The 21,156-nt window shown below is 70.2% G+C and carries 22 protein-coding genes; 10 read left to right on the top strand and 12 right to left on the bottom strand.

The window, feature by feature from the left end:
• The first annotated feature begins 3 nt into the window (after positions 1 to 3).
• Together AB0K34_RS18190 and AB0K34_RS18185 are read left to right on the top strand one after the other, a co-directional pair.
• The gene (locus AB0K34_RS18190; protein ID WP_364549820.1) at positions 4 to 984 is read left to right on the top strand and encodes a LysR family transcriptional regulator; all 981 of its coding nucleotides are present in this window, start codon (positions 4 to 6) and stop codon (positions 982 to 984) included.
• 28 nt (positions 985 to 1,012) lie between these two features.
• Positions 1,013 to 1,327 carry a hypothetical protein gene (locus AB0K34_RS18185; RefSeq protein WP_364549818.1) on the top strand — a complete coding sequence of 105 codons (315 nt, stop codon included), beginning with the start codon at positions 1,013 to 1,015 and terminating at the stop codon, positions 1,325 to 1,327.
• Between the two features lie 118 nt (positions 1,328 to 1,445).
• Here AB0K34_RS18185 and AB0K34_RS18180 read toward each other — a convergent pair whose 3' ends face one another.
• Positions 1,446 to 2,039 carry a CGNR zinc finger domain-containing protein gene (locus AB0K34_RS18180; protein ID WP_364549816.1) on the bottom strand — a complete coding sequence of 198 codons (594 nt, stop codon included), beginning with the start codon at positions 2,037 to 2,039 and terminating at the stop codon, positions 1,446 to 1,448.
• A gap of 56 nt (positions 2,040 to 2,095) precedes the next feature.
• Between AB0K34_RS18180 and AB0K34_RS18175 the strand changes: the two genes are divergently transcribed.
• Together AB0K34_RS18175 and AB0K34_RS18170 are read left to right on the top strand one after the other, a co-directional pair.
• Positions 2,096 to 3,310 (top strand): MFS transporter, encoded by a 1,215-nt coding sequence (locus tag AB0K34_RS18175; protein ID WP_364549814.1) that lies wholly within the window; start codon positions 2,096 to 2,098, stop codon positions 3,308 to 3,310.
• A gap of 145 nt (positions 3,311 to 3,455) precedes the next feature.
• Complete coding sequence (locus tag AB0K34_RS18170) at positions 3,456 to 3,866, top strand: VOC family protein (protein WP_364549812.1); 411 nt, start codon at positions 3,456 to 3,458, stop codon at positions 3,864 to 3,866.
• Positions 3,867 to 4,184: 318 nt separating this feature from the next.
• Here the strand turns inward: AB0K34_RS18170 and AB0K34_RS18165 are convergent, their stop codons facing one another.
• The gene (locus tag AB0K34_RS18165) at positions 4,185 to 4,442 is read right to left on the bottom strand and encodes a hypothetical protein (RefSeq protein WP_364549810.1); all 258 of its coding nucleotides are present in this window, start codon (positions 4,440 to 4,442) and stop codon (positions 4,185 to 4,187) included.
• A gap of 420 nt (positions 4,443 to 4,862) precedes the next feature.
• Here AB0K34_RS18165 and AB0K34_RS18160 point away from each other — a divergent pair, with 420 nt between their 5' ends.
• Together AB0K34_RS18160 and AB0K34_RS18155 are read left to right on the top strand one after the other, a co-directional pair.
• On the top strand, positions 4,863 to 6,029 hold the full coding sequence (locus AB0K34_RS18160; RefSeq protein WP_364549895.1) for an LLM class flavin-dependent oxidoreductase: 1,167 nt from the start codon (positions 4,863 to 4,865) through the stop codon (positions 6,027 to 6,029).
• Positions 6,026 to 6,655 carry a CE1759 family FMN reductase gene (locus AB0K34_RS18155; protein WP_364549808.1) on the top strand — a complete coding sequence of 210 codons (630 nt, stop codon included), beginning with the start codon at positions 6,026 to 6,028 and terminating at the stop codon, positions 6,653 to 6,655. Before AB0K34_RS18160 ends, AB0K34_RS18155 begins: the two co-directional genes overlap by 4 nt.
• Positions 6,656 to 6,676: 21 nt before the next feature.
• Here the strand turns inward: AB0K34_RS18155 and AB0K34_RS18150 are convergent, their stop codons facing one another.
• From AB0K34_RS18150 to AB0K34_RS18120, 7 genes are all read right to left on the bottom strand, one after another.
• Positions 6,677 to 8,182: an MFS transporter gene (locus tag AB0K34_RS18150; protein ID WP_364549806.1), complete on the bottom strand. Its 1,506-nt coding sequence runs from the start codon at positions 8,180 to 8,182 to the stop codon at positions 6,677 to 6,679.
• 59 nt (positions 8,183 to 8,241) lie between these two features.
• Positions 8,242 to 8,724, bottom strand: a complete 483-nt coding sequence (locus AB0K34_RS18145; RefSeq protein ID WP_364549804.1) for a hypothetical protein — start codon at positions 8,722 to 8,724, stop codon at positions 8,242 to 8,244.
• Positions 8,725 to 9,423: 699 nt separating this feature from the next.
• Positions 9,424 to 10,629: a cytochrome P450 gene (locus tag AB0K34_RS18140; RefSeq protein ID WP_364549803.1), complete on the bottom strand. Its 1,206-nt coding sequence runs from the start codon at positions 10,627 to 10,629 to the stop codon at positions 9,424 to 9,426.
• A 67-nt stretch (positions 10,630 to 10,696) separates the two neighbouring features.
• Complete coding sequence (locus tag AB0K34_RS18135) at positions 10,697 to 11,305, bottom strand: ATP/GTP-binding protein (protein ID WP_138639130.1); 609 nt, start codon at positions 11,303 to 11,305, stop codon at positions 10,697 to 10,699.
• The gene (locus AB0K34_RS18130; protein WP_138639131.1) at positions 11,286 to 11,660 is read right to left on the bottom strand and encodes a DUF742 domain-containing protein; all 375 of its coding nucleotides are present in this window, start codon (positions 11,658 to 11,660) and stop codon (positions 11,286 to 11,288) included. The genes AB0K34_RS18135 and AB0K34_RS18130 overlap by 20 nt, the downstream gene beginning before the upstream one ends.
• Positions 11,661 to 11,674: 14 nt before the next feature.
• Positions 11,675 to 12,091, bottom strand: coding sequence for a roadblock/LC7 domain-containing protein (locus tag AB0K34_RS18125; protein WP_138639132.1), 417 nt, complete (start codon positions 12,089 to 12,091; stop codon positions 11,675 to 11,677).
• Entirely contained in the window at positions 12,088 to 14,442 is a 2,355-nt protein-coding gene (locus AB0K34_RS18120; protein WP_364549801.1) for a nitrate- and nitrite sensing domain-containing protein, read from the bottom strand. Before AB0K34_RS18120 ends, AB0K34_RS18125 begins: the two co-directional genes overlap by 4 nt.
• A gap of 262 nt (positions 14,443 to 14,704) precedes the next feature.
• On the opposite strand from AB0K34_RS18120, the gene AB0K34_RS18115 reads away from it, so the two are divergent.
• Positions 14,705 to 15,142, top strand: a complete 438-nt coding sequence (locus AB0K34_RS18115) for a roadblock/LC7 domain-containing protein (RefSeq protein ID WP_138639134.1) — start codon at positions 14,705 to 14,707, stop codon at positions 15,140 to 15,142.
• A 567-nt stretch (positions 15,143 to 15,709) separates the two neighbouring features.
• Here the strand turns inward: AB0K34_RS18115 and AB0K34_RS18110 are convergent.
• Positions 15,710 to 16,528 (bottom strand): ion transporter, encoded by an 819-nt coding sequence (locus AB0K34_RS18110; RefSeq protein ID WP_364549800.1) that lies wholly within the window; start codon positions 16,526 to 16,528, stop codon positions 15,710 to 15,712.
• 350 nt (positions 16,529 to 16,878) lie between these two features.
• On the opposite strand from AB0K34_RS18110, the gene AB0K34_RS18105 reads away from it, so the two are divergent.
• Complete coding sequence (locus tag AB0K34_RS18105; protein ID WP_364549799.1) at positions 16,879 to 17,517, top strand: phosphatase PAP2 family protein; 639 nt, start codon at positions 16,879 to 16,881, stop codon at positions 17,515 to 17,517.
• A gap of 60 nt (positions 17,518 to 17,577) precedes the next feature.
• Here the strand turns inward: AB0K34_RS18105 and AB0K34_RS18100 are convergent, their stop codons facing one another.
• Positions 17,578 to 18,108, bottom strand: a complete 531-nt coding sequence (locus AB0K34_RS18100) for a PH domain-containing protein (RefSeq protein WP_138639136.1) — start codon at positions 18,106 to 18,108, stop codon at positions 17,578 to 17,580.
• Positions 18,109 to 18,328: 220 nt separating this feature from the next.
• Between AB0K34_RS18100 and AB0K34_RS18095 the strand changes: the two genes are divergently transcribed.
• Together AB0K34_RS18095 and AB0K34_RS18090 are read left to right on the top strand one after the other, a co-directional pair.
• Positions 18,329 to 18,553, top strand: coding sequence for a hypothetical protein (locus tag AB0K34_RS18095; RefSeq protein ID WP_364549798.1), 225 nt, complete (start codon positions 18,329 to 18,331; stop codon positions 18,551 to 18,553).
• Positions 18,550 to 19,269: a sulfite exporter TauE/SafE family protein gene (locus AB0K34_RS18090; protein WP_364549796.1), complete on the top strand. Its 720-nt coding sequence runs from the start codon at positions 18,550 to 18,552 to the stop codon at positions 19,267 to 19,269. The genes AB0K34_RS18095 and AB0K34_RS18090 overlap by 4 nt, the downstream gene beginning before the upstream one ends.
• A gap of 180 nt (positions 19,270 to 19,449) precedes the next feature.
• On the opposite strand, the gene AB0K34_RS18085 is transcribed toward AB0K34_RS18090, so the two are convergent.
• Complete coding sequence (locus AB0K34_RS18085; protein ID WP_364549794.1) at positions 19,450 to 20,652, bottom strand: hypothetical protein; 1,203 nt, start codon at positions 20,650 to 20,652, stop codon at positions 19,450 to 19,452.
• Between the last annotated feature and the right edge of the window lie 504 nt (positions 20,653 to 21,156).

Below are 21,156 nucleotides of genomic sequence, written 5' to 3'. Positions count from 1 at the left end.
TCGATGCCCCCCACGCCGCCCGGTGAAGCCGGGATGAACGAGCGGTGGAACACCCCCGAAGCTGTGCGCCAGAACGCCCCCAGCGCTTACCAGCTCCACCTTTTCCTGACGCTGGCCGACGAGCTGCACTTCCGGAGGTCGGCGCAGCGCCTCTTCATGTCCCAGGGGGCGTTCTCCCAGCAGATCAGCGCGCTCGAACGCCGCCTCGGCCTGCGCCTGGTCGACCGCACCACCCGGCGCGTGACGCTCACCCCGGCCGGGGCGGCGCTGATCCCGTACGCGCGCGCGGTCGTCGCCTCGACCGACCGCTTCCTCCAGGCCGCCCGGCAGCACCTCAACGTCGCCTCCAAGCGGATGGTGATCGGTGCGTTCGAGTCCATCACCGCGATCCCGCCCGTAGCGTCCATGATCAAGGAGCTGGGCGACCGGATCGACGGCCTGGACATCCAGATCGTCCGCTCCGGGTTCGCCGGGGGCGTGCACGCGCTGTTCAACGAGGAGGTCGACGCGGCGTTCGTCGCCCTGCCCGTCCCCGAGGGGATCCAGACGCTGCCGCTCGCGAGCGGCGAGCGCTGTGCGGTCATGGCCAGCACGGACCCGCTCGCGGACAGGGACGTCCTCTCGCTGTCCGACCTCTCCGACCGGCCCGTCATCGGGTTCTCGCCGGACGTCCCCAAGGTGTTCCAGGACTACTGGTCGGTCGACCCGCGCCCGGACGGCGCCTCCGTCCGCTACACGTCCCACCGCGTCACGGACTACGAGTCGGCGCTGGCCGCCATCGCGCTGGGCGCCGGCATCCAGCTCGTCCCGACCGTCGCCCGCGAGCTGTACCCGCGCCCGCACGTCTCCTACGTGCCGGTGGACGGCCTCCCACCGTGGACGATCGCGCTCGCGTGGCTCCCCAAGAACCGCGACAGCGAGCCCATCGCGACCCTCCGCGCCATCGCCCACGCCGCGATCCAGCTCACCCCGTCGGCCCCCTGACGGCGCGGGGCCTCCTCAGGGGCGGGGAATGCTGTTCTGCAACCTCGGCTCACGCGTCCCGTGTGCGCTGCGCCCTGCCGGCAGTGCCAGAGCGATCGGGGAGGGGTTGCCGCCGCCGCGCGGCAGGGCGTGCGCGGACGTGTTCGCCGGCTGGCGCGCCGCGACCGCACGGCGGTTCGCGGCCGAAGGACTCGAATCACCGGACGACCTGGCGACCTTCGTGTTCGCCGCGTTCGAGGGGGCCCTCATCCTGAGCCGCACCGGCCACGACACCGGCCCGTTGCACGTGACCGCCGGCATCGTCGCCGAGACGATCCGACAGCGCAGCCGGAAAGCCCGATGATCCTCGCCGGGTCCGGCGGCCAGTAAAAGTCCGGTCGAACACCGCCTTCACCGACGACGCCATGCTCGGCATGGTGCTGCGCCTGCGTGCCCAGGCGTGGCGAGACACGCCCGCCAGGTCACGACTGGCTGTTCTGCTCCTCCTCGCGGGTCTGCACGGCGAAGCGGGCGCGGCGGTGGGCCGCGACACGTTCACGGGTTGCGCATCGGCGGGAGCAGTAGCGGCGTTCAGGTCCGCTGCCCTGGTTGATGAAGACGTTCTGGCAGCTGGGAGATGAGCAGATCCGGCCGGGCGGCCGCTGCCGGTCCCAGACCAGGACGGTCAGGGCCATGCAGGATGAGGCGAGGAGCCACTGGCCCCAGGGGGCGTTGTCGTTGGTATCGAGGTGCGGATGCCAGGGCGTGCTGCCGTCGTGCGAGGTCAGGCGGAGCGGCCCGGTGTGCTCCCGCAGGAGGCGGTTGAGGACGCCGGCGGCGGCGTCGACGTGCTCGGCGGCGAAGACGTCGCGGAGCAAGGCGGCGGCCGCACGCATCTCGGTGATATCGGCGGCGGTGAGTTCCGCAGGCTCGGACTCGCCGTAGGCCTCGAGTACGCCGGCGACGGCCGCCGGGTCGGGGCGGTCACCGGCGAGGGCGTTGATGAGCGCGGCGGCCCGCCGGGCCATGGTCAGCACGGAATGGCGGGTGGACCAGTCGCCGCTATCGGGTCGCATGGATCGAATGTAACGCATATTGCTGTTTTTTGAGTTACCTCCGTATCGTTGCGCCGGTGAAGCGGCGCTACTCGTTGTACTCGTACCTCGCCGGGGCAGTGGCGGCCCGTCTCGGAGACGACATGTCCGGGCCGGCGCTGATGCTGGCGGGATTCGCCTTGACCGGGTCGAGCACGGATGCGTCCTCGCTCCTCGCGGGCATCACGGTCTCCGCCGCGGTCGGGGGGCCGGTACTCGGAGCACTTCTGGACCGAGCGGGACGACCCGGCCGCATGCTGGGCGGAGCGATCGCGCTGTACGCGGCGGGCCTGGCCCTGATCCTGCTGGGGCTCGGCCACGTCCCGTTCACCGTCACCATCGTGATCGCCGTGGTGACCGGACTGCTGGGACCGGCCCTGTCGGGCGGGTGGACCGCCCAGCTTCCCCGGGTGGTGACCGGCGACCGCCTGCCTCGGGCGAACGCGCTCGATGCCATGACCTTCAGCGCGGCGAGCCTGGTCGGCCCGGCTCTCACCGGCGTCGCCGCGGAGGCGCTGGGAGCCCCGACGGCCGTGGTGGTGTCCGCCGTGCTCATCGCCTTGGCGCTCCCGGCCGCGTGGAGGCTCCCCGCCCGCCCCGCCCGAGCCCCGCACGCCCAACCGGCCTCACTGATCAGCGACCTCGCCGCGGGCATGCGAGTCATCGCCGGGAAGCGCCTTCTGGCGCGAGCGACCCTCGCCTCGGTGGTGTGCTGCACCACGCAGGGCATGCTGACCGCCTGCCTCCCCCTGCTCGGTGAGCGCGTCCTGGGCGGACCCAACCAGGGAGTGATGCTCCTGTCCTGCTCGGCGATCTCCGCCTTGGCGGCCAACGCCCTGCTGGCGCGGTTTCCGCGTGCCATCGCCCCCGACACGATCATCTGGGTCAGCGCGCTGGTCCAGGCCGCCGCGCTGGCCCTGGCCGCTGCGGGACGGCCGGCCCTGCTGATCGTGGCCGTCATCATCGCCGGGATCGGCGAGGGACCCCAACTGGTCGCCCTGTTCGCGATCCGCCACCGGGAGGCCCCGGAGAACCTGCGCGGCCAGATCTTCACCACCGGCGCCAGCCTCAAGATCACCGGATTCGCCGTGGGAGCGGCGATCGCCGGGCCGGTCGCGGCCTGGTCCCTCCCCGGCGCCCTGACACTCGCATCAGCCCTCGCGGTCGCGGCAGTCCCGGCAGCCCTCGCCATCCCCGTCAGCAACGTCGATGCCTGGAGAGAGGAACCGGCGGATTCCGGTCGGATGTCCTAGGGAATGCCGTTCGTGGCCGTGGGGGACGACCCGGTGTGGCGCGAGACGCTCACCGACCTGGTCATCGCCCCGATCGCCGACCGCCCAGTCTGTGCCATCGAGGGGGAATCGACCGCCTTGTTTGATCTTGTGACACGATCGCGGGATGCTGCGACTCACCGATTTCATCATCGACTGCCCGGACACGATGAAGCTGGCGGCCTTCTACTCCGAGGTGACGGGTCGTCCGGTCAAGGAGGGCAGCAACGGGGACTGGGCCGGTATCCAGTTCGGCGAGATCGAGCTGGCCTTCATTCGTGTCGAGGACTATCGCGCCCCGCAGTGGCCCGACAGCGAGCACCCCAAGCAGTTCCACCTCGACTTTGAAGTCGACGACATTGAGGCCGAACAGGACCGGGTTCTGGCTCTCGGCGCGACCCTGCAGCAGGACTTCATCCGCCCGGACGGCTACGGCTGGCGCGTCTACACCGATCCCATCGGCCACCCCTTCTGCCTCTGCCGCAACAAGGGCGTCATCTGGACCGACCAGGGTCTCGTCTGGCCCGAGCGCAACTAGATCTACAACTGACGATCATCGTTGACCCCTGGGCGTCTCCGGCCGCTTTTGTTCACCTCGCCGCGAGGTGGTGCGTGGGTCGAGTGCGAACGGTTCAGTGGTTTTGAAGTGTGGCCAGCGTGCGGGCCGCGGGCGTGAGCGCGCGGCCAGGCGTTGGTGATCGGGTCCGGGTAGGCCGCCCAGGTCGTCATCAAGGTCGGCCAGTAGGTCGGCAACCACCTCGGCGGCCAACTCGGCGGCGTCGGCCGTTGGGCCGAGTTTGCTGCGGGCCGCGTCCGCTCGCGGTGGGGTGAGCCGCTCGACCGCAGCGGCCAGCAGTCAGGGCGGTCCCGAGGAGGTGGCGACGGCGCCGTCGAACGCCAGCCACACCAGGTCAGGGCAATACCACACGCCGGTCTGCACGGGGCCGATGCCCTCGACCGGCGTCACCTGCGGGTGAGGATAGCCTCCGCCCGCCAGTTCCCCATACAAGATCAGATCTTGTCCGGCCGCGCGGGCCGCTGCCGCCGCCGCTGTCGCCAGTACCGGCCACAGACGCGTCACCCCGAAGGACGCCTCAAGCCGGTCCTCGTCCAACAGCCCGCGCCGTCCGACCATCGCTGACCAACGCGAGATGGGCGCCGTGCACCTTCTCCTCGGCCACCCGGCTCCCGCCGGGCAACGGCCCGTCGCCGAACCGCTGCGGGATCTTCGGATACCGCACGGCCTGACCTCCGTTCCGCGCCCGGACGCCCTGCGATCCGGCCGGGACACTCTGGCGGGCAGCTTCTCCGACGCCCATCTGGAGATCAACTTGTTTTCAAACGTCCAGTTCAGGGGCTTCGCGTAACCGTGACCGACAGGGCACCTCAGGGGCAGGAAGCGGCGGGCCGTCTCACTGCCTCAAAGGGGGCTAGATCAGTTAGATCCGGGCATTTGCCGAGCTCGCGCTGGGGTAGGGCAGCCGTTGGCGAACGACACGAGGAGGAGGCGAGGGAGGAGGGCGGCATGTCGGGGATGCAGTTCGGGATCTTCACGGTCGGGGACGTCACGCCGGACCCGACCACGGGGAGGGTGCCGTCGGAGGCGGAGCGGATCAAGGCGACCGTGGCGATCGCGAAGAAGGCCGAGGAGGTGGGGTTGGACGTCTTCGCGACCGGTGAGCACCACAACCCGCCGTTCACGCCGTCGTCGCCGACCACACTGCTGGGATTCATCGCCGCGCGAACCGAGCGGCTGCTCCTGTCGACGTCCACCACCTTGATCACCACCAACGACCCGGTCAAGATCGCTGAGGACTTCAGCGTCCTGCAGCACCTGGCGGACGGGCGGGTGGACGTGATGCTCGGGCGGGGCAACACCGGCCCGGTGTATCCGTGGTTTGGGCAGGACATCCGCATGGCGGTGCCCCTCACGGTGGAGCATTACGGGTTGCTGCGCCAGTTGTGGCGCGAGCCGGTAGTCGACTGGTCAGGAGAGTTCCGTTCGCCGTTGCAGGGCTTCACGCTGGCGCCGCAGCCGTTGGACGGGGTGCCCCCGTTCGTCTGGCACGGTTCCATCCGCACCCCCGAGGTCGCCGAACTCGCGGCCTTCTACGGAGACGGGTTCTTCGCCAACCACATCTTCTGGCCGGCCACGCACACCGAGCGGATGGTGCGGCTGTACCGGGAGCGCTACGAGCACCACGGCCACGGCGCCCCCGACCAGGCGATCGTGGGCCTGGGCGGTCAGGTGTTCATGCGCCCCAAGAGCCAGGACGCCGTCGCCGAGTTCCGGCCCTACTTCGACAACGCCCCGGTATACGGCCACGGGCCCTCGCTGGAGGAGTTCACGGCGCAGACCCCGTTGACGGTCGGCTCACCGCACCAGGTGATCGAGCGGACGCTGGGGTTCCGGGACTACGTGGGGGACTACCAGCGGCAGCTGTTCCTGATCGACCACGCGGGCCTGCCGCTGAAGACGGTCCTGGAGCAGTTGGACCTGCTCGGGGAGGAGGTCGTGCCGGTGCTGCGCAAGGAGTTCGCGATCGGCCGTCCGGAGCGCGTCCCGGACGCCCCGACGCACGAGTCGCTCGTCGCCGCGGCCCGCGGTGAGTCCCCGGCCACCGGCGAGGCCAGTGGCCCGGCCGGCGACGCCGCGCGCGCCCGACGATCGGGACCGGATCGGCGGGGGGAGCGGCCATGACCACGCTGATGGTGGTGAGCGGCGGGCTGCGGGAGCCGTCCTCGACCCGGTTGCTGGCCGACAGGATCACCGGGGCGGTCACCGACCGGCTCTCCCGCGAGGGGACGGAGGCGACCACGTCGGTGGTGGACCTGCGTCGATTCGGACGGTCGATCATGGATGCGATGCTCACCGGGTTCGCCGGGGCCGAGCTGGAGGAGATCTTCGAAGCCCTGGCCCGGGCGGACGGGCTCATCGCGGTGACCCCGGCGTTCAACGCCTCGTTCAGCGGGCTCTTCAAGTCCTTCTTCGACGTGCTGCCCGAGGAGACGCTGTCGGACATGCCGGTGCTGATCGCGGCCACCGGCGGCACCGAGCGGCACTCGCTCGTCCTCGAGCACGCGCTGCGACCGATGTTCTCCTACCTGCACGCCGTGGTGTCCCCGACCGGGGTCTACGCGGCGACCGCCGACTTCGGCACCGGGGACGGCGGCGGGGAAGCGGCGGCGGGACTGAGCGAGCGGATCGGGAAGGCGGCCGCCGACTACACGCGGCTGCTGCTGTCGTGCGGTCCGCGCACCCGCCGCGACGCCTTCGCCGAGGAGCTGTCTCAGATGCAACGGCTGCTCGGCAACGCCGGTGGGTGACCCCGTCGCCGACCAGTCTGCCTAACCCGGGTCCTCGGAGACGCCCGAGCGAGCGGTCTGGTCGTCCGCGGGTGGTGAAGGCTTGCGAGTGCAGGGGTGCTGGCAGGCCTGGTTGATACCCGGCAGCGGATGCGGGTCCACGGTGGCGGCGGTGCGCACGGTCGCCAGCGCGATGAGCCCGCCCGCGCCGCACACTGCGGCGGCGATGAGCATGGCGCGGGAGAAACCCGGGCCGAGGGCCTCTCCGGGGCCGGCGCTGATCCCGGCCGCGGACGGCAGCACCGCGACGGCGAGCAGCCCGGCCATCCGGGAGATCGCGTTGTTGGCCCCGGAGGCGACTCCGACGTGCCGTTCGGTCACCGAGGCCAGCACCGTGGTCGTCAGGGGCGCGACCGTCAGCGACAGCCCGATCCCGAAGATCACCACCGCTGGGAGCACCGTTCCGGCATAGCCCGCGCCCGGCACGATGCGGGCCATCAACGCCAGCCCGGCAGCGGCCACCAGCGGGCCGGCGGTCATCGGCAGCCGGGGCCCGGTACGCTGCGCCACCGCGCCCATCCGCGGGGAGGCGAGCAGCATGATGACGGTGGTGGGCAGCGTGGCCAGCCCGGCCGCCAGAGCCGAATACCCCAGGCTCTGCTGCAGTTGCAGCGTGAGCAGGAACAGCGCTCCGCCGAGCGCGGCGTACACCGCCAGGGTGGTGAGGTTGGCGCCGGTGAACTGCCGGGAGCGGAACAGGACGGGTGGCAGCAGCGGCGCCGCCACCCGCGCCTCGACCAGCGGGAACACGACGATCGCGGCGGCACCCGCGGCGGCGGCGACGATGGTCGCCGGCCGCCATCCGCGGCTCGGCCCCTCGATGAGCGCGTAGATCACTCCGGCCAGACCGAGCGTCACCAGGGCCGCGCCGGCGACGTCGAACCGGCCGCGGCTCCGGCTGGTGGGGTCGCGGCTCTCGGGCAGGTGCCGCAGTGCCATGACCAGTGCCGCTCCCGCCAGCGGCACGTTGATCCAGAACACCCACCGCCAGGAGACCGCGTCGACGAGCCAGCCCCCCACGAACGGGCCCAGCGCCGAGGTGACCCCCGACATCCCGGCCCACAGCCCCACGGCGCGGCCCCGGTCCTGCTCGCGGATGCCCGCATCGATCAACGCCAGACTGCCGGGCACCAGTGCCGCCGCCCCCACGCCCTGAACCAGCCGGGCGATGATCAACGTGCCGCCGGTGGGCGCCAGCCCGCAGGCGAGCGAGGCCAGGGTGAAGAGCACCAGACCGCCGATGAACACCCGCCGGCGGCCGTAGCGGTCTCCGGCCGCGCCGCCGGCCAAGAGCAACGCGCTCAACGTCAGCAGGTACCCGTCCAGTACCCACTGCTGCTCGGCGAGACCGCCGCCCAGGTCCCGGCCGATCGCGGGCAACGCCACGTTGACCACCGTGCCGTCCAGGAACGCGATGCCCGACCCCAGCACCGTCACCGCCAGCAGCCACCGCGCTTGCGGCGAGCCCAAGGGGACCGGGTCGGCCACGCGACCGGACGCCGCGCCAGGGCGTTTCCTGTCGTGCAGCGCGCGACGAGCCCTGCCCATCAAGGCTCCAGCAGCCGAAACGCAAGGTGAGTGGTGCCGACGAGGACCCCCTTGTGCAGCAATTCAAAGATCAGTTCCTGACGCGTCCAGCGCCACGGCGGCGGCGCCATGCCCCTGGACGCCAGCAGCCAGCAGTCGGTGCCCACCACCATCGTGAAGTGCGCGACGACGGGAACTCCGCGCAGACCGAACGAACGCAGCAGCCCGCGCGGCACACCCCATCCCGTGCCCCATGTCCAGTGGACCAGGTCAGAGAACCGCCGTCTCTGTGCCTCGTCGATCGCCTCGACACCCAGCAGACCCGCGATGAGATCGCCGGGGCTTGTGCTGCCCTGACGACCGCGCAACCTCATCTCCACACGCTGCCCTGCGGTCATCACCGCCGTTCCGGCCAGCCCCGCGAAGATTCCCCGCCCGAGGGCCGCGAAGACTTCATCCGGGCGGGGGAAGAGTGGAACAGGCTTGGACTCGACCCGCCGCATTTTTGTGCTCCCAGAGCCTGAATACTAAGCGAATGTAAGATCAAGCATTCGTTTGACCTGCCCGCGCTCGCAAGTCGTAAACGGGGAGTGAGTGACTTTGATCTCAAAGGACGTGTCCATCTGATTCCGCTGGCGGAAAGACTGTCTCCAATGGCCGCCAAGACCGCGTCAAAGGCGGGGATGCGGCCTGCGGAGGCGACCGCGCGGGCCCAGTTCCTGCGGGGAACTCGCAGGTGGCGGCAGGCCGGGTCAGACGACCCCGATATGTATGGGGCGCCTGGTCAGGGGCGCGGAGTACACCGTGGAGCCTGCTCGTGTTGTGGGAGCTGGCGGGTCGATGCGCCCCTGCTCGGCGAGCGCGTCCGCGCTCAGCGTCGCGTTTCAGAGCGCAGAGCAGGTCGGTGCCGATGTCGAGGAATTCACCGTCCGTGACCCGGCCCTGCCTCTGTAGCAGCCCGCCGCCTTGCCGCCACGTGCCGCTGAACATTTTTCCGGCACCGTCGCCGACGTGGACGGAATGGTTTGGAGCAGCCCTTTAAATCGCGGATCGGTTCAGGCGGTCAAAACAATGGAGTTCAACGTGCGTGCGTCGCCCACCCATCACGTTGTTCATCGACAGGACACGATCCAACATCCGCCGGCTTGCCAGGGCGCGGGTCGGCCCGGCGGCTGGGCGCCGCCGGGCCGGGCGTGCGGGAGTCAGAGGCCGAGGGTGACGGGGATGGAGAGCGGGCCGATGGTGAAGAAGGACGGGGAGTAGGGGACGTCGTCCGGGTCGATGGCGAGCGCGAGGTCGGGCAGCCGCCGGTACAGCGTGGCGAGCGCCAGCCGTCCCTCCAGGCGGGCCAGCGACGCGCCGATGCAGTAGCGGGGGCCGTGGCCGAAGCTGAGGCGCGTGTTCTGCTCACGGGTGATGTCGAACTGGTCCGCGGTCTCGCCGTGCTCGGCCGGGTCGATGCCGGTCACCTGGTAGACGACGCCGACCGCCTGGCCCTTGGGGATGTCCACCCCGGCGATGGTCACGTCCTGCGCGGTGAAGCGCCAGCTGGTCATCATCACCGAGTGGCGGTAGCGCAGGGTCTCCTCGACGACGTCGTCCCACCGGTCCTCGGCCTTGGCCAGCGCCAGCTGGTCGGGGTGCTGGGCCAGCGCCAGGATGGCGTGGCCGAGCATGTGGACGGTCGTCTCGTGGCCGGCGACGAGCATCAGCCACAGCACGCCGACCAGTTCTTCGGTGGTGAGCCTGTCCCCTTCGTCCTGCGCCTGCACCAGGCCGGACGTGAGGTCGTCGCCGGGGTTCTCCCGCTTGCGGTCCACCAAGTCGTGCAGGTACGCCTGAAGGGCCTTCTGCGTCGCGAAAGCCTCCTCCGGCGGTGTCGTGTGCGCCAGCAGCGCGGCGGTCCAGTTGCGCATCCGGGTCCGGTCCGCGGCGGGGACGCCGAACAGTTCGCAGATCACCCACATCGGCAGCGCCTCGGTGAAGGCGGGGACCAGGTCCACGCCGTCGCCGGCGGCGATCACGTTGTCGAGCAGCTCGTCCACGATCTGCTGGACGCGCGGCTCCATCGCCTTGATCCGCGCGGGGGTGAAGGCCTTCCCGACCAGGCCGCGCAGCCGCCGGTGGTCGTCGCCGTCCTTGGTGGACAGGTGGCCTCCCTGGACGACGGCGCGCAGCGGCCAGTCCTCGGGGATCGTCCCGTCGTACAGGGCGGGCCAGTTCTCGGGCTCCCGTAGGAAGGTCCTGTTGTCTCCGGCGAGGATCTCCTTCACGGCGTCGTGGGTCAGCGCCAGGTAGGCGGCGACGCCTCCCGGGAACTCCACTTCGACCACGGGGGCGATCTCGCGCAGCCGGACGCAGGTGTCGAGCGGCTTCTCGTCCGCGGCGGGGAAGGAGGGCAGGGGCATTGGCATGTGATCCCTAGGTTGGGTGCGGGGGGTTGGGGCGGCGTCGGCGGCGCGGGAGCGGATGCGTTCAGCGCCTGGACGCGGTCTTGGTGAGGACGTGCTCGACCATGGTGATCAGCACCTGCTTGGCCGAGGCACGGCTGCGCACGTCGCACAGCATCAGCGGGACGTCGTCGTCCAGGTCCAGGGCGATCCGCACGTCCTCGGGGTCCTTGCGCTCGGCGCCGTCGAAGCAGTTCACGGCGACCATGAACGGGGTGCGGCGGTCCTCGAAGTAGTCGACGGTCCCGAAGCAGTCGGCGAGGCGGCGCACGTCGGCGAGCACCACCGCGCCGACGGCGCCGAGCGCCAGCTCGTCCCACATGAACCAGAACCGCTGCTGGCCCGGCGTCCCGAACAGGTACAGCACCAGGTCGTCCGGGAGCGTGATCCGGCCGAAGTCCATGGCCACGGTGGTGCTGGTCTTGCCGTCCACGCCGGTGGTGTCGTCCACGCCGACGCTCTGGTCGGTGAGGATCTCCTCGGTGCGCAGCGGGCGGATCTCGCTGATCGAGCCCACCATGGTCGTCTTGCCGACCCCGAACCCGCCCGCGATGAGGATCTTCGCGGCGGTCAGCTGGCCGCCCCCGGCGGCGCCCGGATGCCGGACGGCGGTGTCAGAGTGCGCGTAGTCCATTCAGCAGCTTCCTTAGTACGAGCTCGTCCGGGACGTCGCCGGTGGGAGTCGGTTTCAGCACCCTGAGCGCGTTCTCGTCGCGCAGGTCGTCGACCAGGACCCGGACGACGCCGACGGGCAGGTCGATCTCGGACGCCAGGTCGGCGAAGGTGATCGGCCGCCGGCAGATCGCCAGCAGCCTGCGGTGCTCGGGGTCGAGCCGCACCCGCCGGGGGACCGGCACGCCGGTCGCCTCCAGCACGGAGATCAGGTTCAGGTCGAGGCCGTCGTCGCGGAGCCGGGTCCGGCCCCGCGTGACCGTGTAGGGGCGAACGACGGGGCCGGCGTCCCCGTCGAGCCATCGGTCATCGCTCATCGGTCACCCCGGCCTCACCTGGCGCCCGTTCCCGATAGCCGGGGAATGAACGGCGGCCGCTCGGCCAGCTCCTCGGCGAGCTGGACCATCCGCAGCACGACCGCGCCCGCGTCCGCGTCGGCGTGCGCCAGCACGGCGAGGCACGCGTCCTCGCCCGCCGGCACCATGAACACCAGCATCGTGTCCATCTCGATGACGCTCTGCAGCAGCTCACCGCCGTCGAACCGGCGGCACGCGCCGCGGGCGAGCCCCTGCATGCCCGCCACCAGCGCGGCGAGATGCTCGGAGTTCTCCCGGCCGACGCCGGACGAGCAGGCAACGACCAGCCCGTCCCTGGACAGCAGGACCGCGCCGCTCACCAGCTCCGCCCGGCCGCCGATGCCGTCCAGGCGCCGGCGCACCTCGTCGGCCGTGATCGATGGTTCCGTCAACGTTCGTCCTCCTCGTCACGTCCGGTGGGCGGGACCGACGGCGGTTCGCCGCGCCCGCGCCGCCACCCGCTCTGCATCGAGGCCATGACCGAGCTGGCGCGCTCCGGCGAGCGCGCGCCGCGTCCGGGCGGCCGCTTCTCGTCCCGGGCGGGCGGTGCGGTGTCGCGCAGCTGCGGCGCCAGGTTCTGGCGGCGCACGCGGCGCGGCATCCCCGCGTGGGTGCCCTCGGCCGTGGACGACGCCGCCCGCGCCGGCTGCGGCTCGGACGGAGCGCTCGGCTCGGCCGCCGGACCGGGCGGCGGCATGCCGAGGGGGTCGCCGTGGTCGCCGTCCGGCGGCTCGGTGCCGCCGGCGCGGTGCCGTCCGACGGGGTCCATCGCGTTCTCCTGCGTGTCGTGGCCGATGATGTCCAGCGGCCCGGAGCCCGCCGGCGGGACCGTCGCGTCCGCGGCGGGCAGGTCCGGGACGTTCGCGGGGGCGTCCACCTGCTCGGTGCCGGTGCCGCCGGCGCGGCCGACCTGGTCCGGCGAAACGACGAGCGAGTGCGGCAGCAGCACGACGGTCTTGATGCCGCCGTAGGCGTTCGGCTCCAGCGCCACCTTGATCCCGCGCCGGTGCGCGAGCGTCCCGACGACGAACAGCCCGAGCTGGTCGCCGTGGGTCAGGTCGAACTCCGGCTCGCGGCGGAGCTGCTCGTTGACGGCCGCCAGCTTGTCCGGCTTCATGCCGAGGCCGCGGTCCTGGATCTCGACCACGAAGCCCTGGCCCACCAGCCCGGCGTCGACCTCCACCGGCGTGTTCGGCGGCGACAGGACGGTCGCGTTCTCGATCAGCTCCGCCAGCAGGTGGATCACGTCGGCGACGGCTCCGCCGACGATGCCCTCCTCCGCCGTGCTGACCACCTCGACGCGGGCGTAGTCCTCGATCTCGCCGATGGCGCCGCGCAGCACGTCCAGGATGCCGACCGGGTGCCGCCAGCCGCGGCCGGGCGCGGCGCCGGACAGGATGATCAGGCCCTCCGCGTGCCGCCGCATGCGGGTGGTGAGGTGGTCGATGGCGAACAGGTCGGCGAGGGCGTCGGGGTCGGACGCCTTGCGCTCCAGCGTGTCCAGCATCGCCAGCTGCCGGTGCAGCAGCGACTGGTTGCGCCGGGCGAGGTTCTGGAACACCTGGTTGACCGCGGCGCGCAGCTCGGCCTGGCGGACGGCGGCCTCGACGGCGGTGCGCTGCACGGACGAGAACGCGGACGACACGTTGAAGACCTCGGCCGTCCGGCCGACCTCCAGCGGCGGGGCCTCCGCCGCCACGTCGACCTCGTGCCCGCGGCTCAGCCGGCGCACGACGTCGGGCAGCCGCTCCTCGGCCATGGTGCGCGCGGCGCCCTGGAGGCCGAGCAGGTCGCGGCTGATGCGGCGGCTGAAGCGGAACATCAGGAGCGCGGTCAGGGTGATCGCGACCAGGCCGACGACGCCGATGAGGACGAGGCGCAGCAGCGTCTCGTCCGAGGCCGCCTTGGCCTCGGCGGCGTTCTGCGCCCGGGACTTGCCGAGCGCGCCGTCGATCTGCCCGATGGAGGCGCCCGCGACGGCCTTCCAGTCGGCCGCGGAGATCCGCAGTTTCGCGCCGGGACGGGTCGCCAGGATGCCGTCCTCCACCGCGGTGAAGGACCTCTCGGCGGGGGACGCCAGCGCCTGCTTGAACGGAGCGGCGATGGCCGGGTGGAGCTCCGCGAGGTTCGAGCTCTCCAGGAACCGCCGTTCGTACACCAGCCTGCTGACCGCCGCGTACTCGCCGGCGGTCATCCGGCGGCCGTCGGCGAGCACGCCGCCCACCAGCGCGATCTCCCGCCCGCGCAGCTCGATGCCGCGCGACATGGCGGCGGTGTGGGCGGACTGCTGGAGGCCGTCGCCGGCCACCAGCACGTTGACGTACTGGAAGTGGGCTTCGAGGACGTCGTTGTAGGCGTTGAACGCCTCCAGCCTCGTCAGGGCGCGGGAGTCGACCTGGCTCCGCAGCCCGCCGATCCCGTTGAGCCTGTCCATCAGCACCGACAGCCGCTGCTTCATCGCGTCCGTCAGCGTGGCCTGGAACTTCTCAGAGTCCACAGCCTTGTTCATCTGGACGATCGTGCCGTCCATCTTCGCGCGGACGGCGTCCAACGGCGTGCGCGGCAGCCGGTGGTTGCGGCTCAGCCAGGTCACCGACTCCTGCCGCTCCTGGGCCAGGGTGACCAGCATCGGCTGCGCGGCGCCGCCGTAGATCTCGTTGGTGGTGTCGAGGTCGCGCTGGTTGACGGCCTTGGACGCGGTGCTCTGCGCCGCGAAGACCCACAGCGTGACCAGGGAGACCATCGGAACGATGATCAGACCGAAAAGGGAGAACCGGATCGAACGCCGGCGGCGTGGGCTCCTCACCGGGCGAAACGGCCGAGGTCAACGCGGATATGACAGACGTGGACGTTCATGGTGTCTCTTTCAGGCTTGGCGGGCACCGGACGACCGAACTCGGGCTACACCGTGCCACAAGTTTGATCATGTGTCTGGAATTCCATGTATCTTGGCGGACCGCCGATGAAAACATGTTCCGGCGTTCGGCGGTCCCCGAACCCCGCCGATGTCTCGGAAGAGGAGAAGCCACGTGACGCCGCTGCGAGGCGATTCGACCAACCGGCTGGATTGGCTGATCGACGGGCTCGTCGAACGGGTGCCCCAGGTGACCAAGGCGGTGGTGCAGTCGGCGGACGGGCTCCTCATGGGTGCGTCCGCCGGCCTGAGCCGGGAGGACGCGGAGTACCTGTCCGCCCTCGCCGCCGGCGTGCAGAGCCTCGCCCAGGGCGCGCGGACCCAGTTCGGCGCGGGCCAGGTGCACCAGACGATCATCGAGATGCAGAACGCCTTCCTGTTCGTCACCGCGGCGGGCGAGGGCGCCTCGCTGACCGTGCTCTCCGACACCAGCGCGGATCCGGCGCAGATCAGCTACGAGATGACCCTCCTGGTCGGACGGGTCGGGGAGCACCTCGCGTCCCGCCCGCGGAACCACGCCGCCCCCTGAACCCGGTCGCGCGGGAGGGGGCGGTCGCCGCCCCTCCCGGCCCGTCCGCGAACGCTCGCGGACGCACTCCGGAGCCGCGACCGCGCCACCGGCGACGGCCGACCGGGAGCGGGCCCTAGACCTACGAGGAGGCAGCGAGAGAGTTGTGAAAGGGCCATCCGGGCTCGCTGAAGGCCGGCTCCTTACACCGGTGTGTTGGGAGAGACGGCAGTAGCCGCTCTCGCATCTGCCGGGCGGGACAATGCCGATGAGGGGTGTAGGCCAGCGGCCATCGTAAAGCCGGTTCATTTGGCGACGCTGTATTCGACCTGATCACCGTTACAGCATGTGGGGCAGCGATTCAATCCTGCCCTGGGCCTTGTATTCGGCGATTCTGTGATCGTATTTCCGTACCGATCGGTGCCGCATCCAACCGAGGCGTTAACGCCTCTCGTCCGCCTAGAGTCGTGTACTGGAAAACCCCTGCATTGACGGCTTCGCAACCTTCACCCGCGCGGCCGCGCGGCCCTTTGCATCTGGTGCTGCCGGGCCGTCGCCCCCCCGAGGCCACCTCCTTGATCTCCGCGCTCACTGCCGGGACATCGGGCCGCCCGAGTTCGTCTCCCGGACGGTGTCCTCCTGGTCGCGGCGCAGTGCTCTGACCTCCGCACGGAGCGCGGTGATCTCCTCCAGCAGGGCCGTGTCGGACTCTCGCCGAGCACGGTGGACGATGGCGGCGATCGCCTCGGCCTGCTCCAGGTCGTCGTCCTCCATGGCGCGCACCACCACGGCGATGAACAGGTTCAGCACCACGAACGTGCAGATCAGGATGAACACCACGAAGAAGATCCACGCCGAAGGATGGTGCCGCATCACAGAGCGGGCCACCTCCGACCATGCCTCCCCGGTCATCACCTGGAAGAGGGTGAACAGGGAGACGCCCAGATCGCCGAAGTACTCGGGGTTGGTCGCGCCGAACAGCTTGGTGGCCATCACCGCCGCGACGTAGAGCACCAGGCCGAGCAGCACGGCGATCGAGGCCATTCCGGGCATCGCCCCGAGCAGGGCCGACACCACCCGGCGCAGGCTGGGGACCACCGAGACCAGGCGCAACGCCCGCAGGACGCGCAGCGCGCGCAGCACCGACAGGCCGCCCGAGTGCGGCACCAGGGAGATGGCGATGACCGTGAAGTCGAACAGATTCCACGGCTCCCGGACGAACCGAACACGCTGGACGTAGATCTTGGCCGCCAACTCGGCGACGAACACGCCGAGCGCCAGACGGTCCACCGTGTGCAGAACGGCGCCGTGCCGGTCCAGCACCGACGGCACGGTCTCCAGCCCGAGCGTGACCGCGTTGACCAGGATCACCGCGACGATCACACGCTGGAAGTGCCGCGACTCCACCAGGGAGGCGACACGTTCGCGAACTGGCGTTCGATGGCCTCGCCGATCCTCCGGCCCCGACCCCGCAGCGGCGTCGTCCGTCCGCGATCGCGGGCTCAATCCGTTCTGTTGTCTCCTGTACCGCGGCGGCACGTGGACCCCGGCCTCCTCATGCCGCTCGATGGGCGTCCTGGCGGTTACTACTACACTTGTAGCACGTCCGTCGGAGGCCCTTCAGCAGTTCGCCGGATGGAGTCGTGATCATCACATTCGGAACGGACGCGACGGCGAACGGCAGGTGTCCGGTGGCCACGACGTACCTTGGATAGCTCGACGGATGGGGGCTGGACATCGAGGCCAGAGGCGGGCTCGTGAGCGCCAGGATGCGGCCACATGGGCTGGTGGTCGCCTCCGCGGTGGTCACGGTGGTGGTGATCGCGGACGTGCTGGTCGGCGGCCCGCTGAGGCATCTCGACGGTCAGGTGTTCGCCGATGGCCTGCCGCCCCGGAGCGGTTACCGGCACTTCTTCTGGCGGACGGTCGTGAACGCCGGCCAGTACTGGCTGGTCGGCTCCCTCGCTGCGCTGACCTCGCTCGCAGTCGCCTGGCGGCGGCGCAGCGCCGCACTGGCGATCCGTGCCGGGGTCTGGCTGGTCACCGCCGAACTCCTCGTACGGGGAGCCCAGATCGTATTCGCCAGGACGCCGCCCCGCACCGGCCGAGACGCGCTGCTCGCCGATGGGTTCCTGTCCTTTCCCTCCGGCCATGCCGCCAACGCCGCCGCCTGCCTGCTGTTCATGACGGCCCTGGTCGGCGCATCCCGCGCATGGACGATCGCCGCGCACACCCTGGCCGCTGGGGTCGCCGTCGCCGTGGTCACGCTCGGCTACCACTGGCCGACCGACGCGATCGCCGGCTGGGGACTCGGCATCCTCCTTGCCTGTGCGGGCCGGGCCTTCGCCGTACCGCAAGGCGGATACAGTCCAGCCGGTCGATCCGGCCGCCTCTAACAGCGGTCGGCAGCAGGTAGATCACATACGGAACCACGGGGAGGCGCCGCCCGTGAGATCTCACCTGTGGTCGGCGACGCCCGGGCCCATCTGGTGCCGGCTCTGCTCCTCGTCCACGGCCTGGTAGATCTTGGACTTGAGGCCCTCGGGGTCGGGGACGCGCTTGAGCCGCAGCATCCCGTGCTCGGAGGCGGACTGGACGTCGAGCGTCCCGTATCGCCAGATCCGCTCCCACAGCGTCACCCGGAACGACACGTCGTTGACACGGACCAGCGGGATGCTGTGACCGGTCTTGGTCAGGAACCCGCTGCGCTTGTAGATCCGCTTGGTGGTGACGATGTACATGGTGCCGCGCCATCGCAGAAGCGGGATCAGCCAGAACCACAGCGAGAGGATCGCGGCCACCCCGAGGACGACGTAGTCGGTGATCCGACCCCAGTACTCGCCGGACGGGATGACCCACAACAGCGCGCCCGCGACGATCCAGATGAGGCAGAGGATCACGAACTCGCCGACCATCTCGGTCCAATGCTGGCGAGTGGCGTGCACCAGGGATTCGTCCTCAGCGAGATACCGGTCAGCAAAACCCATGCCGCGCATCCTGGCACACCACTCCGGCGACGTATACGGCCATGCGGCCAACCTGCAAGGACCGGTCATGCCAGGAAGGGAACCAAGAGTGCCATGGGGGCGCACAGCAGGGTCAAGGCGGTGCCGTAGGCCACCAGCCGCTGCCAGAGAGGGGCGACCGTCGCCGGCCCGAGCAGGCGTTGCATGCGGGAAAGGACGGCGGGGTTCCATCGGAGTGATCATGGCCGGCGTCCTGATCGCCGCGACCGGGCAGGTGCTGGCCGTGCTCGGGCACCACGCCCCCGAGGGCCTGGACGTCGACGCCGTGGCCGGTGAACTGGCCGCCATTGGCGGTGTCCGGAACGTCCACGACCTGCACCTGTGGACGCTGACGTCGGGCATGCACCCGCACAGCTCAGGCCGTGAGTCAAGCACGCCCCCACCGGCTGGCAGGCTGGACCCGTGACCATCGCGTTGCCCGCCGCCTGCGCCGCGGCGTTCGCGCTCGCGCTGCTGTCCGCAGTGGCCGGGTTCGGCGGCGGCGTGCTCCTGCTGCCGGTGTTCACCGCGCTGTTCGGGCTGCGGTTCGCGGTCCCGATGCTCACCCTCACCCAGCTGTCCAGCAACGGCAGCCGGGTCTGGCTGAACCGCCGCGACCTGCACGGGCGGCTGATCGGCTGGTTCGCCCTGGGCGCGGTCCCGTTCGCGCTGGCCGGTGGCCTGCTGCTGGCCCACGCTCCGCTGGCGCCCCTCCAACGCGCGCTCGGGGTGTTCCTGATCGGCGTGGTGATCTGGCGGCGCCTCAACCCCCACCCCCGCAAACCCAGCGACCACGCTTTCGCCGGGGTCGGCGCCGCCTCCGGGCTCGGCTCGGCCCTGCTCGGCTCGGTCGGCCCGTTGACCGCCCCGTTCTTCCTGGCCTACGGCCTGGCCCGCGCCGCCTACATCGGCACCGAAGCCGCCGCCGCCCTCACCATGCACCTGACCAAACTCACTGCCTACGGCGCCGGTGACCTGCTCACCACCAAAATCCTCCTCTACGGCGCCGCCCTCACCCCCGCCACCCTCGCCGGCGCCTGGACCGGCAAGAAGGTCGTCGACCACATCAGCGACCGCGTCTTCGTCCACCTCGTCGAAGCCGGACTTATCGCTGCCGGAATGCTGTTCCTGATCGGCCTATGAACCAAGTTCGACCCCCTGACGCTGAAGAGCGTGGTCATCCCCTACCTGAGGCGGCGGCGCGTATCCCGCACACGATCCCCGAACGCAGCGATCAACTGGCCGCCCGGGCAAGGTGTGAGCACCCGCCGTCAGCTGCCTGGAGCAGGTGCCGCGAGGTCCTTCCTCCTCGATGGGGTGGGGTCAACGCGCAGCGCCGCAGATTTGGGTAAGTGAGGGGTTTTGATAGGCGGCGGCCAGGCACCGGCCCTGGAATTGCTGGGCGAAGGCGTTGGGGTGCAGCGACTCCTGCTGGTAGCCCTGGCTGATCTTCATTCCGGCGGTGCCGAAGCGCACCCACTCCATCTGGCTGCCCAGTTTGCCGGCGTCTTCGCTCGGGCCTGCCTGGCGGGTGCCGTTCTCGCAGAGGGCGTGGCCGTCCAGCGCGTGGAGCATGCTGAGGAAGGTCACATTCTTGTCGGTGGCGACCTTCTGCAGCATCGTGTCGATGGCGGGCGTCAGAGTGTCGTGCATGAGGTCGAAGTCGGCGTCCCACAGCGGGCAGCCGCCGACGAGTGTCCGCTTGGTCTTGCCGCCCCCGGCCTCGGGGAAGATGTCTCGTACCTCGGCGCTGGTCGGTACCGGAGAGGGGTAGGACTGCAGGATCAGCTTGTAGTTGCCGGTGGATGATCCGGCCGCGTTCATCACCTGGCGGATCTTGTCGATCACTTTTCCGACGTTGGTGGCGACCTGCGGCAGTTGAGCGAGGAGGCGGTCCCCCTCGCCGGTGGCGGCGCATGAGGGCCTGCTGTTCATGTACTGATCGGTGCAGCGGCGCAGGAAATCCGACACGTTCATGTCGTTGCCGCCGATCGACACCACGATCAATTTCACCTGGTGAGTGGCGGCCAGCGTTTGCAGCAGCCGCGCCTGCGATGCCTTGTTCTCCTTGAAAGGCTCGCTGAGGACATGCTCGGTCTCGGCTCCCGAGCAGGCCAGATTGACCGGAGTGAGCGCGACCTGCCGGGTGCCGGTAATCTCGGCCACATCCGAGCGGTGGCATCCGGTGGTGGTGGGGTGTCGGGGGTCGACCGCGGTGCCGTCATAGACCCCCTTCGGGTCATAGCGGCAGATGGTCGCGAAGCGGTAGGCGGCTCGATCGGTCCCGCCTCGGGTGCAGAACGCCGCGGCGGCAAGATTGCCGTTACCCCACCAACGACCTGCCTCACCGGAGATGAAGCTGTCTCCCAGTGACACCGCTACCGGCCCTGCCTGCGGCGCAAGGGTCCCCCCGCTGGCGGCTCTGGCCTGGGGGCCCAAGGTCGAGAAGGCGGCCGAGGCGGCCAGCATCCCGGCGATGGCGGTGGAAAGTGCGGCGGTACTAGGACGTTTGCTGCCTTTGGTCATGAATGGAACCTCCCATGCAAATAAGGATGAAAGCCGTTCCTCCGCTCCCTGATCCGAAATCACGAAGGGCGGATAACTGCGTTAAGCGGACGACTTGCATCCATGTCATCACACACAGTAGCGATGGTGAGGTCAGCTGAACGGAGCATGTTTTCTGACGGCCGGGATATCGCACTGTGCATCGCTCGCCAGGAAATCACCGACATTCCCGGAAAAAAAGGACGGAAGCGCGCCGCTTCGACGCTCGAGGGGCGACCCGGCCCTGGTCCCTGGAACCCTGAGGAGAGCCGTCTTTGATCCCGTCGCCATTTGAGATGAGCAGGGTGTGGCCCGCCGGTACTGAGAACGACTCTTGGGATCACCTGCGCGTCAGGCGCGGCCTACCGCGGGGCCGCTCGATACCGTTCCAGTGACCCTTTTTCATCGGTCTGGGGAGATGGTGATCACGAAGTGATCGCGATGCTGGCGTTCGGCCGGTGAAGCGAAGAAGCCCCTGTTAGACGG

Source organism: Actinomadura sp. NPDC049382 (genome assembly GCF_040677125.1).
In the GTDB taxonomy this organism is placed as follows: Bacteria; Actinomycetota; Actinomycetes; order Streptosporangiales; family Streptosporangiaceae; genus Spirillospora; species Spirillospora geliboluensis.
Note: the sequence above shows the minus strand (reverse complement) of the source record. Positions and strands in the feature narration are given on the sequence as shown.